Source organism: Amycolatopsis sp. NPDC102522, assembly GCF_055584485.1.
Genome location: NZ_JBVJLY010000017.1, coordinates 1 through 12546 on the forward strand (window position 1 = coordinate 1; position 12546 = coordinate 12546).

The window sequence follows — 12546 nt, forward strand, 5'->3', positions numbered from 1 at the left end:
CGGTCGCGCGGCACCGCGAGCTCGACCGGGCCGTTCGAGGTGGACACGGTTTTCGGGGACCTGCCATTGCGGGAGTTTCCGGAACCGTTCCCGGCAGGGTCTCCTTTGTCGTATCCGAGATGATGGGTCATTTCGGCGTCCAGTGCCCGTTCGAGGACTGCTTTGGTCATCTCGTTCAGCAATTCTTGCGCGCCCAGCGCCCCACCATTCGCATACGCGTCTTTCACCAGCGCATCGAGCGTTTCCGGCGGCAACACGCGAGCGAGCGCCTCGCCGGCCGCGGGACCCGCAGCACGATCAGATGTGTTCTCGGTCACAGATGGAGCCCTTCTGGGTCGCGTTCGACGACCCGATCTTGGTCCATCCATGGCTTACACGGTTGTCATGACACGGCTGGCCCGCACGCAGGCTCCGTCCACGATCGCACGGCTCCAGTCGATGAGGCCCTGGCTGCCGAGTTCGTCCAGGAGTGTGGTGCAAGTCCCGCCACAGACCGGCTTTGGTCCACTGGCCGAAGCGGCGGTGCGCGGTCTGGAACGGCACCCCGAACGACGGTGGCAGATCCCGCCACGCGCACCCGCTGGTCAGCACGTACACGATCGCGGCGAACACCGCACGGGCGTCCACCGGGGCAGTGCCGCCACCCTGCGGACGCGGCTCGAACACCGGAATCAACGGCTCCGCCAACGCCCACAGCTCATCCGGCACCAACCGCAACGACAACCGATCAATCACAGCCAAGATTATCGCTCACCAACGACCGATCACCACGTAAGACACGCTCTAAATTGATGCGCGCCGACCCTGCATTTTAAAATCTCCGACGCCGGCGGGGATTTACGGTTATGAAAGATATTCAAACACGAGGAGTTACAGGATAGAAGTCCGCTGTCAGCAATCTTTGATTAATGGCTTATTGATCGCGAAAAACTGACGTGAGCTACCGGGCCGGCTATTAGTCAGCCGCCCCGGCAGCTCAAGCAACGAATTGTACTTTGCGCAGGCGGCCTGTCATTCCGCCTACTTACGATCAAACCCGGCCCCTGGCTGGCCTAAGCGCAGAGGGAAAGGCGTGTGGACAGACGACCTTCTCGGCCAGCGCGCCCGAGACCTCACCGACGAACTACAGCACGCACGCGACACGAACCACCGTTTCCGAATCTTGGACCGCCGCCTCTCCGCCTGGCTCCTGCACGAACCCGAACTCGCGAAATCACTCGACCGCAGCTGGCGGTACCTTACTGTGACAAACGAAGGCATCAGAGTTCATGATCTTGCGGACAACACCGGCCTGACCAGGCAACACCTGACCAAGACCTTCCACCGGGAAATCGGCTTGCCCCCCAAAAACCGTCGCCCGGATAGCCCGCTGCCACCGCGCCATCCGCCTCCTGAACAGCCGTAACCCACCTCCACTCGCCTCTCTCGCCCACCACTGCGGCTACACCGACCACGCGCACCTCGACCGCGACTTCCGCCTCCTCTTCGGCAGCACCCGACCACGCTTCTGCGCCCGGGAAGCAGCACTGACCTCTACCTTGGCAGCCTCATCAGCATGTGCCCCACGCCCCGCACCGGCACCAACCTCGAATCAGGACGCCCGCTCTCCTAGCCCGGGCAACGGTGGTCCGCGACCGCGGGCAAGCCCAGGCTCCGCAGCTCATCGTGATCTCACTCTCCACGCTCACCGCCGGGCACAGGGCTCGTGATCCGCGCCGACAACACGACTCCCGCCCGGCGGGGGCTGGGTCTCGCGAGTGTGGCGATCCGGGACAGTGCACAGTGGACTCGTCCCAACCGGGCGCCCTCCTACGCCATCGCCAGCCCGTCGACTGACCGACATCCGATACCGGAAAAGCATCCCCGCACTTCTCTCTTGCACCTCGACGCCACACAATTCGATATCGAGAGACGGTCATCCTGTCAGGACAGTGAAGCGTCGCCGCCTACAGCGGACATCCTTGCCGCCCAGCCGTCCACCGATCGGCGGCAGGCTCTCGTCGAAGACGAGCCGGCACCCATGGACTGTCCACGGGCAACGGCCGCGGACATCTCGGCACAGGACACCACCGCGGCCGATCAGCGCCGGGAGCGTGGCGTAGCACTCGGCCGCGGCAGCCATCCCTGGGTCATGCGCAGCGACGCTACCGAGCCCTCCACGGCGAATTCCCCCGCGTCGAGGGGCGGTCCTGTCCTGCTGACATCTGGCTAGTCCGCAGGCCCGCACCTACAGCGGGGCACCGTCTCCGGTATGCAGGGATCCGGCGCACGCGGACTTAGCTGCACTCACTGACGCCGGTTCTGCAGGCGGTGAGGCACGACGGACGACCGTGCGGGAGCACGACGGCGAACGGGGTGAACAGCACTACCTTCAGGTGACGAAGGCCTGATATCAGCCGCCAACTCCGCCTGCCCGGGTCTCACACATGACATCGGTGATCTGCCGCGCGTAGACGGCGAGCAACCAGTGAGCTGATCAGCCTGTTCCTAGTACTCCAGCCGGACTTCGTGATGTCGCTGGTGGGTTGCCCGAAAACAGGTGCGGCCACCAGTTGATCATGGTCGGTTGTGTGGACTAACCCTGATCGGCTGGTGGCCGCAGGCCCCAGCGTAAACCCTGACCGATGGGCGGTGATGTTCGAGGAGATGATCAGCCGGATCGCCGGCCGGTTCACCCGAGTCGAACCCCGCAGACGAGCACGAACACTGCTGCTCGGGCTGCTGTCGGACCTGCCGGACAAGAACTGCTGGACCATCTCCGAACACGCCGGCGACGACACCCCCGACGGGATACAACACCTGCTGCGCAAAGCGGTCTGGGACGCAGACAAGGTCCGCGACGACCTGCGCGACTACGTCACCGAACACCTCGGCGACACCGGCGCCGTGCTGGTCGTCGACGAAACCGGTGACCTCAAGAAAGGCGTCCACACCGTCGGAGTGCAACGCCAATACACCGGCACCGCGGGTCGCATCGAGAACGCCCAGGTCGCGGTCTACCTCACCTACGCCACCGACGCCGGGCACGCGTTCATCGACCGAGCCCTCTACCTCCCGAAATCCTGGACCACCGATCCCGGCCGCCGCGCAGGCGCAGGAATCCCCGACGACACCGCGTTCGCGACGAAACCCGCGCTGGCGACCACCATGATCGGGCGCGCTCTCGACGCCGGCGTCCGCGCACAGTGGGTCGCCGGGGACGAGGTTTACGGAGCCGACCCCCACCTGCGCAAGAACCTGGAAAAGCGCGCTGTCGGCTACGTTCTCGCCATCGGCCGCGACCGCCGGGTCAGCACTCCAGCCGGCGTGCTGCGCGCTGACGATGTCGCCGCGAGGCTGCCCAAACACGTCTGGCAACGCCTCTCCGCCGGCGCTGGGGCAAAAGGGAATCGCTACTACGACTGGGCTTTCGCCGACATCGACACCGCCGAGCCCGACGGGCACCGGTGGTTGCTGATCCGCCGTCACCGCACCACCGGCGAGCTGGCGTTCTACCGCTGCTACTCGCCCGAACCAGTACCGCTACGGATCCTGGTTCACGTCGCGGGCCGCAGATGGACGATCGAGGAATCCTTCCAGACCAGCAAAGGCCTCACCGGGCTCGACCAGCACCAGGTCCGACAGTGGACCTCCTGGCACCGCTGGACGGTCATGGCGATGCTCGCCCACGCCTTCCTCGCCGTCATCGCATCCACCGAACGAAACCCCAAGTCCTCGACCGGCGGGTGGATCTCGTTGACCTGCAACGAAATCCACCACCTGTTCACCACACTCATCAGCCAACCCGTTCTCGATGCCGCGCACCGGATCCGCCGCTCGACATGGCGCCGACGCCACCAATACCGCGCCCAACAAGGCCACTACCAGCGACAATCGACCCACGAACCATGACCATCACGAACTACGACTGGAGTACTAGAAGGCTTCGATCCCGGCCCGTGCCTCCCGGCCGCAAACGGATTCGCCGCTTTTCGGCAAGGACGGTTCCGATCGTCATCGGCGGAGGTACTCTGAATTCGAAATCCAGTCTGCCGGGCGACCTATTCGGAAATCTCGCCGAAATGCTGGGGGGTGCCACGGCATTCTTCGTCTCTGGCCACTGCGGCCTCGCCATCATCCTCGTCCGGCCAGTTGAGTCCGGCCTCGGCCACCAGCATGTCCGACCGCTGTCGGCAAGCAAGCATTGACCCGCGCGGTTCCTGAAGGTCATCCAGCCGCCTCAACCCGTCTCACCGACATTGATGAGCCCCGAGATTTCCGGACAGTGATTTAGGGGTGATTCTACGCTGCTTGCGTCCTGTTAAAGTATTCGAGGTGGGCCTCGCGGGGAGTTCTGTACCCGATCCCCGAGTGGAGCCGACGCGTATTGTATCGGAATTCGATGTAGTGTGCAATGTCTTCGCGTGCATGCGCCAAGGTTGGATACTCGGTGCGGTGAACTCGTTCGTTCTTCAAGGCGGCGAAGAACGACTCAGCCATTGCGTTGTCGTAGCAGATTCCGGTCCGGCCGACCGATTGCCTGATCTTGAGTGACTTCAGTGTCTCGGCGAATTCGGCAGAGGTGTAGTTGCTACCGCAGTCAGAGTGGAATATGGCGTCCTCGGAGATCCCGTATGCGTGCTTCGCTCTGGTGATCGCCTCGGATATCAGGGGAGTTTTGTAGTTGTCGCCCATCGCCCAGCCGACGACCTCCTTGGTATGACAATCGATCACGGTCGCCAGGTAAGCCCTTCCCAGGTTGGGACATAAGTGATGTCGCCGACCATCTTGACTCCCGGGGCGTTGGCGGTGAAGTCCCGGCCGACGAGATCGGGGATCGGACCGGCGGCGCCGGACTCGGTGAGGCTGAAGCGCCACGGTTTCGGCTGACAGGCGACCAGGCCCAGCTCGCGCATGAGCGACCGCACCAGCTCCGGGCCGGCGGCGACGTCCCACCGTTCGAGCTGGGCGTGCACGCGCCGGTAACCATAGGTTTCGTCCGAATCGTCGAACGCCTTCCGAGTAAGAAGCTTCAATCGCTCGCGCCGCTCAGCGGTCGCCGACTCCGGACGGAACCTCCATTCATGGAAACCCGACTTCGACACGCCCAGCTGCGCGCACATGAACGTGACAGGATAGGCGTACTTCTTCTCGTCAACCTTGAGCGATTCGATGAACTCGTACTTATCGGTCACTGTTGATTCTGAGCAAAGTACGCCGCACATTTTTTTAGGAACTCGTTCTCCATCTTGAGTTCTCGAGCCTGACGCTTCAGCTCTTCCAACTGGGCCCGCTCGTCAATATCCAGCGCGGGCAAGCTCATCAGGAGTCACCGACACAGTGAAACGCCCACCCCACCCCGCATCCCCACGACACGCCGAGACCTAACAAAGCACTACTAGGTGTCGAGAGCTGCAGGCTCCGCGTGACATCACCGGGCGGCCATCGATTCGCTCGCCTCGACGGACTTCCGGTCCGCCAACACGCGCTGCTTCGCGTTCTCGATGTGCCGACGCATGGAGGCGGCCGCTTCGTCGGCATCGCCAGCCGCCATGGCGTCATGGACGGCGCGATGTTCCTCTGCCGCCAGTCCGGGGGCTCCCCTGGCCGAGCCGAGCTTGGCGAAGAACCGGAACCGCTGCACCTGACCCCCGAGCGATCGGTAGGCCTTCTCGAGGAACGGGTTGTCCGCCTGCGCGGCGATAAGCAGATGGAATCGTTCGTCGATCGTCCAGTAGGCGCTGAAGGCCGCCGTGTCGGGTGAGGTGGCTGCGCGCGCGAGATCGTCGACGCTCTCCAGGACTTCCGCGAGGAATTCGGGTGTCGTCCGGCGGGCGGCTTCGTAGGCGAGCGCGGGTTCGAGGACCAGGCGGGCGTCCATCAGCTTGATCAGTTCGAACTCGGTGAGCAGAGGGGCGACCCGGTAGCCCTTGAGCGCTTCGCGGCGGACGAGTCCGGTGTGCTCGAGTCGCGCCAGCGCCTCCCGGAGCGGGGTCTGGCTGACGTCGAGTTCCCGTGAGAGCGCACCGATGTTGACCGGTTCGCCTGCGGACCATCGGCCGTCGGTGAACTGGCCCAGCAGCACCTCGTACATCCGGTCGGCGAGCGGCTGCCGTCCGGACTTCCGCGGGGAAGCCATGTGTCCCTCCTTCGTCGCGTCACGATATCCCGCGCGGCACGGAACCTTCACCTTGGTTGGCTATAGTATTGACACTGATCCTATAGTATTTGCATCTAGGCACCTGTGAACAGGAGAAACGAACCGGATGACCATGCGCGTACTCGTGACGACCTCGTATCTGAAGCCCGGCGGCGAGGTGGACAAGCTGCTCTCGGACGCGGGTTTCGACACCGTCTTCACCACCCCGGCGCAACGCGAGGCCACCGGCACTCCCCTGGCCGACCTCGTCCGCGACGTCGACGGGATCGTCGCCGGCACCGACGCCTTCCCCGCCGACGTCATCGAGGCCGCCGCCCGGCTCAAAGTGTTCGGCCGCTGCGGGGTCGGCTACGACAACATCGACGTCGACGCGGCGACCAGCGGCGGCGTGGCCGTCACCTACACCCCCGGCGCGAACCGCCGATCGGTCGCCGAGCACGTCCTGGCGCTCATGCTCAACTGCGCCCGGTTGATCCCGCAGAACATCGCGAGCATCCAGGCAGGCCGCTGGGAGCAGCGCAGCGGCCGGGAACTCGACGGCGCCGTGCTCGGCCTGATCGGCCTGGGGTCGATCGGCAAGACCGTCGCGCGGCTGGCGCTGTCGCTCGGGATGCGGGTCGTCGCCCACGACCCGTACCCGGACGAGGAATTCCTGGCCGAGACCGGTGTCAAAGCCCGCACCTTCGATGAGGTACTGGCCGAAGCCGATTTCCTCAGCCTGCACATCTTCCTCGACGAGTCCACCCGTCACCTGATCGACGCGTCCGCCCTGCGGAAGGTCAAGCCCGGGGCTTTCCTGATCAACACAGCACGTGGCGAGGTCGTGGACGAAGAAGCTCTCGCCGACGCGCTGGAGAGCGGCGCGCTCGCGGGCGCGGCCCTGGACGTGCTCACGGAGGAGCCCATGCCACTCGACAGCAGGCTGCGCGGTCTCGACAACGTCCTGGTCACCGCGCATATCGGGGCAGCGACCGAACAGGCCCGGTCCCGATCCAGCCTGATGGCCGCGCGACAGGTCATCGACGTCCTGCAGGGACGGGCACCCGGCAACCTCGCCAACCCCGGGTACACGGCGGTGGCGCGCCGATGATCCTCCACAACGGACTCCGCCTCGACGCGAACCTCAAGTGGCTGTTCACGGAACTGCCCTTCGAACAACGCTTCGAAGCGGCCGCGGCGGCCGGCTTCACCGCCGTCGAGTACGCCTCGCCGTACTCCTACCCCGCGGCCACGCTCCTCCGGCGCCTCACCGACGCGGGTCTGACCCAGATCCTCGTCAACTCCCCCACCGGCGAACCTGGCTCCCCCGAGCGGCTCGGCTACGCGTGCCTGCCCGGGCGCGCCGCCGAATTCCGCGCGGGAGCGGAGCTCGGCCTGGAGTACGCCGCGGCCCTGGGTGCTTCCTTCCTGCACCTGCCCGCCGGGATCCGGCCCGCCGACGTCTCCCGCGATCGTGCCTTCGCCCAGTACGTCACGAACATCGCCTGGGTCGCGGAGCAGGCACGCGGTACCGGCGTCCGGCTGCTGCTGGAAGCACAGAACAACCAGGACGCGCCGGGTTTCCTCCTCGACGACCAGGCACACGCGGCCGCGGTGGTCGACGCCATCGGCGAATCGCACGTGAGCCTGCTCTTCGACGTCTATCACGCCTCCATCGACGAGCCGGACGTCGTCGCGGCGCTGCGGGAGTTCCTGCCCCGGACCGCGCACGTGCAGCTGGCCGACTCACCCGGCCGGGCCGAACCCGGTACCGGCCGCATCCCCTGGAACGACGTCTTCGACACCTTGACGTCCGAGGGCTACGAAGGCTGGATCGGCTGCGAGTACAAGCCTGCGACCAGCACCGAAGCAGGTCTGAAGTGGATCGAGGAGCAGGTCCGATGAACCCTCGCATCGCGTTGATCAGCGCCACGCCCGCCGCGATCCCGCCCGCCGTCGGCGCGTTGGCGACGGGATTCCCCCAGGCTCGGCCCTGGAACATTCTCGACGACCGGCTTCTGGCCGACGTCGGCGAGGCGGGCCGTACTCCCGCGTTGGACGACCGGATGCGCCGCCTCATCGAGTACGCGGTCACCGGTGGCGCCGACGGGGTGCTGCTCACCTGCTCGCTCTATGCCGAAGTCACCAAGCAGGTCGACGCGCCGGTGCCACTGCTGGCCCCGGACGAGGCCGCCTTCGACGACGCGCTGTCCAGCGGGCACACCAGGATCCTCGTGGTCGCGGCGCTGGCGTCGGCGCTGAGCGACTCGACGGCACGGTTCGAGCAAGCCGCGCGTGAGAAGGGAATCACCGTCGAGGTCGGAGGAGTGCTCGCGCCGGACAACCTCGTCGAGACCTGCCGGGAACAAGGCGACGGCTGGGATCTCGTTCTGCTCGCCCAGTACTCGCTCGCCCCCGCCGCCGACGAGCTGTCGGCCGCACTCGGCGTACCGGTCGTGTCCGGACCCCGCAGCGCGGCGGCCAGATTGAAAGCGGTGATCGGCGGATGACCGGCACCCTCGGCGCGATCGCCGACGACTTCACCGGCGCGACCGACGTCGCCGTCGCCTTCCGCCGGGGCGGACTGCGCACCCTGCTGTTCTTCGGCGTCCCACCCGAATCCGAGGTGACATCGGCGCACGACGCGCTCGTGATCGCCCTCAAGAGCCGCGCGATCCCGGCGGCGGACGCGGTCTCGATGTCCTTGAAGGCCCTGCGATGGCTGCGAGACCGGAACGCGGAGCAGATCTACTTCAAGTACTGCTCCACTTTCGACTCGACGCCGCGCGGCAACATCGGCCCTGTTCTCGACGCGCTCGCACAGGCTTCGTCGTCCGGAAGCGTCCCGATGACGCCGAGTTCCCCCGAGCATGGACGAACGCAGTACCAAGGGCACCTCTTCGTCGGCGGCATCCTGCTGGCCGAATCGCCCATGCGCGACCACCCGGCCACCCCGATGACGGACTCGCACCTGCCGCGGCTGCTGCGGGCGCAGACCACCACTCCGGTGTCCCTTGTCCCGCTCGACGTCGTCCGGCGCGGTGAAACCGCGCTGCGCGAAGCCGTCGACGGCACGAGCGGCTACGTCCTCGTCGACGCGCTCACCGAGGACGACCTGCACCTGCTGGGCCGGGTCGCGGCGAACTCGCCGCTCGTCGCGGGCGCCGCCGGTCTCGCAGCGGGCCTCGCCGCCGCGCGGGCTTCCACCGCTCCACTCGCGACCGAGACACCCGCGCCGTCCGGTCCCGCCGCCGTGCTGTCCGGCAGTTGCTCGGCGCGAACGCTGGAGCAAGTCGCCGTCATGCTGCGGCTCGGCCGTCCCGCGTACCGGCTCGACCCGGTGACCACCCCGGACCCGGACGCGCTCGCGGCGGGCGCGCTCGCCTGGTACGACTCACTGGACGTCGGCGGACCGTTGATCTATTCGTCGTCGAGCCCGGCGGATCTCCAGCGCACACAACGAGAACTCGGCGTCACGCGATCCGCCGGGATCCTGGAGAAGGCGACCGGGCTCATCGCGGTCGGTCTCGCCGGGCGAGGTGTGCGACGGCTCGTGGCAGCGGGCGGCGAGACCTCGGGAGCGGTCGTCACCGCACTCGACGTCCGCGGCGGGATCATCGGGGCGGAAGCGGCACCGGGCGTGCCGTGGATCCACCCCGTGGACGACCGACACCCCGCCCTGCTGCTCAAGTCTGGCAACCTCGGCGATCCGGACCTCCTCGCGACGGCGTCCGCCTCGTGAGCACCCGATGGCTCCACCGCGAACAGGTCGTCGCCGCGGCCCGCTCACTGTACGAGCGCGGACTCACCCACGGCCGCACCGGCAACATCTCGGTGCGCCACGGCGAGGACATCCTCGTCACACCGACCGGGGCGTGCCTCGGCACCGTGCGGCCAGGAGATCTGTCGGTCGTGGACGCCGCCGGAAACCACCTGGCCGGACCACCGCCGTCGAAGGAGGCCTTCTTCCACGCGATCGTGTTGCGGCAACGGCCGTCCGCGAACGCCGTCGTGCACACGCATTCGACGTATTCCGCCGCTGTGTCGTGTTTGGACGGTCTCGACCCGCACGACGCGATCCCGCCGCTGACCGCGTACTTCGCGATGCGGGTCGGACGGCTCCCCCTGCTGCCCTACCACCCGCCCGGGGACACCGGCATCAGCGAACCCCTCGCGCGAGCCGCCGCCGGGCACCTGGCGCTGCTCCTCGCCAACCACGGCCCGGTCGTCGCCGGGACGAACCTCGACACCGCCTTGGACACGCTCGAAGAACTCGAGCACACCGCGGAGCTCTTCCTGCTCCTGCGGGGCCTTTCCACCCGGCCGCTGACCGATCGTCAGCGCGACGCCCTCCACTCCCCACCCGCTCGAAGGGACACCCCATGATCACCCTGTTCAGCGCCCTCTCCGTCAAGAAGGCACTCGACGACGTGCTGTTGCCCGCGTTCACACAGAACCACGCCGTCGACGTCGACGTCACGTTCGACCCCACCACCCTCCTGGTCGAGAAAATCGGTGTTGGCGCCGAACCCGACGTCGTGATCGCCGTGTCCGACGCCTTCGCCGGACTGGCGTCCGCCGGCGCGATCGCCCCTGATACACGGGTCGTACTCGCGAAAAGCGGCATCGGCATCGCCACCGCCCCCGAACTCGACGACCCCGACATCAACACAGTGGACGCTCTCCGTTCAGCCCTCACCTCCGCGCGATCGGTCGCCTACTCCCGCAGCGGCGCGAGCGGTATCTACTTCGCCAAGCTGCTCGACGACCTCGGGATCGCCGACGAGGTGAACGCGCGCGCCACCGTCGTGGAGAAGGGTTTCACCGCGCTCGCCGTCACCGATGGGCGCGCCGACCTCGCGGTCCAGCAGATCAGCGAACTGAAGTTCGTGCCCCAGGCCCGGATCGTCGGCCCGCTCCCGGACGGAGCCCAGCACTACAGCGAACTCTCGGCCGCGCTCGGCCGCTCGGCCCCGCCCGAAGCCGCTGACCTCCTGCGGTTCCTCTCCGGCGCGGAGGCCGAAGCCGCCTACCGCGACGCCGGCCTCGTCACCGACAGCACGTCCCGGACCCGCCCATGAACGCGATCCTGGCGCTGGTCGCGTTCATCGCCGCCATCGTCGTGTGGAACGTGGTCTTCAAACGCAACATCGGCGAAGCGATGGTGGTCGGCTTCCTCGTGACTGCCGCGTTCGCGGGCACGGACTTCTTCGCCGTCGCCTGGGAAAGCCTCGTCGACGGGCTCAAGTCCGAGATCACCTTCGCCGCGCTGGCTTTCGTCTTCGTCAGCGAGCTGCTCACCAGGACCGGACTGGTACAGCGGATGGTCGACATCCTCAGCTCGTTCCTCGGCCGCCGCCGAGGCGGGTCGGCCTACGCCGCGACAGTCGCTTCCGGCCTGTTCGGCGCTGTCGCCCACAACGGCGCGGCGATCGTCGCCACGGTCGGATCGATCACCATCCCCTGGATGAAGCGATCCAAAGCCAGCGGGGAGACCGCGGCGCTCGTACTGTCCGGAAACGCCGGTGTCGGCGCCACCTTCCCGTTCAGCGGCGCGTTCTTCATCCTCCTGGCCGCGCCGACGGTGATGCCGGTACTCAGCGCGGGCGACATCGTCGCGACGATCTTCGTCACCGGCGCCTGGATGGTCGGAATGCGGCTGATCATGGCCTACGTCATCGTGAAGCGTCGCGGCGTGCAAGCGATGGAACCACAGGACATCCGCCCGCTCCGCGCGTCCTTCAGAGTCGGCTGGCCGTCACTGATCGTCCTCGGCTCGATCGCCGTCCCGATCCTGCTCACCGCGCCCCCGACGGCGGCTTTCGTCTCGGCACACGTCGGCATCAACGTGCCCGACGCGATCCCGCTGCTCATCTGGCTACCGATCGTCATGCTCCTGGTCGGACTGCTCGTCGAACGTAAGGTCCTGCCGAAGGGCCGGGCGCAATGGTGGGACCTGTTCGGCGCGGTCGGGCCGAAGCTCGGCCTGGTCGGGGTCACGATGATCTCCGCGTTCGCCGCTTCGAACGTCCTGAAGACCCTGGGCCTGGACGATCAGCTCAAGCCGTACCTGGAGGGGCTTACCGGTGTCTCCCCGCTGGTGGCGGCCATCGTGGTCGGCGTCGTCATCGTGCTCGTCGCCGGGCCGCTCAACACGACGTCCACGGTCGCCGCCGTGGGCCCGGTGGCGTTCGCCGCGCTGACCGCCGCCGGCATCCCTCCGCACGTCGCCTTCGCGGCCATCCTCGTGTGGGCGTCGTCGGAGGGATGCTCTCCACCCGGCGCCGCGCCGCTCTACGTCGCGGCGGGCATCGCCGAGATCAACCCGGTACGGATCTTCGTCCCGGTTGTCCTCTACTACCTGTTGCCCACCCTGCTGTTCGGCGTCCTCATCGCCGTCGGCGTGCTGTGGCTGCCTGGAGCGTGAT

The 12546-nt window shown here is 67.0% G+C and carries 13 protein-coding genes and 1 pseudogene; 9 read left to right on the forward strand and 5 right to left on the reverse strand.

Annotated elements, in window-relative coordinates; genetic code table 11:
- Positions 1-317, reverse strand: a 317-nt coding sequence (locus ACZ6YV_RS30950) for a transposase (protein WP_465512966.1), incomplete at its 3' end; no start/stop codon positions are given.
- A 72-nt stretch (positions 318-389) separates the two neighbouring features.
- A pseudogene (locus ACZ6YV_RS30955) lies at positions 390-735 on the reverse strand (transposase); the annotation flags it as partial.
- Positions 736-2634: 1899 nt separating this feature from the next.
- On the opposite strand from ACZ6YV_RS30955, the gene ACZ6YV_RS30960 reads away from it, so the two are divergent.
- On the forward strand, positions 2635-3891 hold the full coding sequence (locus tag ACZ6YV_RS30960; protein ID WP_465512967.1) for an IS701 family transposase: 1257 nt from the start codon (positions 2635-2637) through the stop codon (positions 3889-3891).
- Entirely contained in the window at positions 3888-4187 is a 300-nt protein-coding gene (locus tag ACZ6YV_RS30965) for a hypothetical protein (RefSeq protein ID WP_465512968.1), read from the forward strand. The genes ACZ6YV_RS30960 and ACZ6YV_RS30965 overlap by 4 nt, the downstream gene beginning before the upstream one ends.
- 94 nt (positions 4188-4281) lie before the next feature.
- Here the strand turns inward: ACZ6YV_RS30965 and ACZ6YV_RS30970 are convergent, their stop codons facing one another.
- The 3 genes from ACZ6YV_RS30970 to ACZ6YV_RS30980 form a co-directional block, all read right to left on the reverse strand.
- The gene (locus ACZ6YV_RS30970) at positions 4282-4713 is read right to left on the reverse strand and encodes an integrase core domain-containing protein (RefSeq protein WP_465512969.1); all 432 of its coding nucleotides are present in this window, start codon (positions 4711-4713) and stop codon (positions 4282-4284) included.
- On the reverse strand, positions 4710-5204 hold the full coding sequence (locus tag ACZ6YV_RS30975; protein ID WP_465512970.1) for an IS3 family transposase: 495 nt from the start codon (positions 5202-5204) through the stop codon (positions 4710-4712). Before ACZ6YV_RS30975 ends, ACZ6YV_RS30970 begins: the two co-directional genes overlap by 4 nt.
- Positions 5205-5410: 206 nt before the next feature.
- Positions 5411-6118 (reverse strand): GntR family transcriptional regulator, encoded by a 708-nt coding sequence (locus ACZ6YV_RS30980; RefSeq protein ID WP_465512971.1) that lies wholly within the window; start codon positions 6116-6118, stop codon positions 5411-5413.
- A gap of 127 nt (positions 6119-6245) precedes the next feature.
- Between ACZ6YV_RS30980 and ACZ6YV_RS30985 the strand changes: the two genes are divergently transcribed.
- From ACZ6YV_RS30985 to ACZ6YV_RS31015, 7 genes are read left to right on the forward strand one after another with little or no spacing between them, the layout of a single operon-like run.
- Positions 6246-7229 carry a phosphoglycerate dehydrogenase gene (locus ACZ6YV_RS30985; RefSeq protein ID WP_465512972.1) on the forward strand — a complete coding sequence of 328 codons (984 nt, stop codon included), beginning with the start codon at positions 6246-6248 and terminating at the stop codon, positions 7227-7229.
- Entirely contained in the window at positions 7226-8023 is a 798-nt protein-coding gene (locus ACZ6YV_RS30990) for a hydroxypyruvate isomerase family protein (RefSeq protein WP_465512973.1), read from the forward strand. Before ACZ6YV_RS30985 ends, ACZ6YV_RS30990 begins: the two co-directional genes overlap by 4 nt.
- Positions 8020-8628: a hypothetical protein gene (locus ACZ6YV_RS30995; RefSeq protein WP_465512974.1), complete on the forward strand. Its 609-nt coding sequence runs from the start codon at positions 8020-8022 to the stop codon at positions 8626-8628. Before ACZ6YV_RS30990 ends, ACZ6YV_RS30995 begins: the two co-directional genes overlap by 4 nt.
- Positions 8625-9860 (forward strand): 3-oxo-tetronate kinase, encoded by a 1236-nt coding sequence (otnK, locus tag ACZ6YV_RS31000; RefSeq protein WP_465512975.1) that lies wholly within the window; start codon positions 8625-8627, stop codon positions 9858-9860. Before ACZ6YV_RS30995 ends, otnK begins: the two co-directional genes overlap by 4 nt.
- Entirely contained in the window at positions 9857-10504 is a 648-nt protein-coding gene (otnC, locus tag ACZ6YV_RS31005; protein WP_465512976.1) for a 3-oxo-tetronate 4-phosphate decarboxylase, read from the forward strand. The genes otnK and otnC overlap by 4 nt, the downstream gene beginning before the upstream one ends.
- Entirely contained in the window at positions 10501-11199 is a 699-nt protein-coding gene (locus ACZ6YV_RS31010; protein WP_465512977.1) for a molybdate ABC transporter substrate-binding protein, read from the forward strand. The genes otnC and ACZ6YV_RS31010 overlap by 4 nt, the downstream gene beginning before the upstream one ends.
- The gene (locus ACZ6YV_RS31015) at positions 11196-12545 is read left to right on the forward strand and encodes a TRAP transporter large permease subunit (protein WP_465512978.1); all 1350 of its coding nucleotides are present in this window, start codon (positions 11196-11198) and stop codon (positions 12543-12545) included. The genes ACZ6YV_RS31010 and ACZ6YV_RS31015 overlap by 4 nt, the downstream gene beginning before the upstream one ends.
- Position 12546 lies beyond the last annotated feature (1 nt).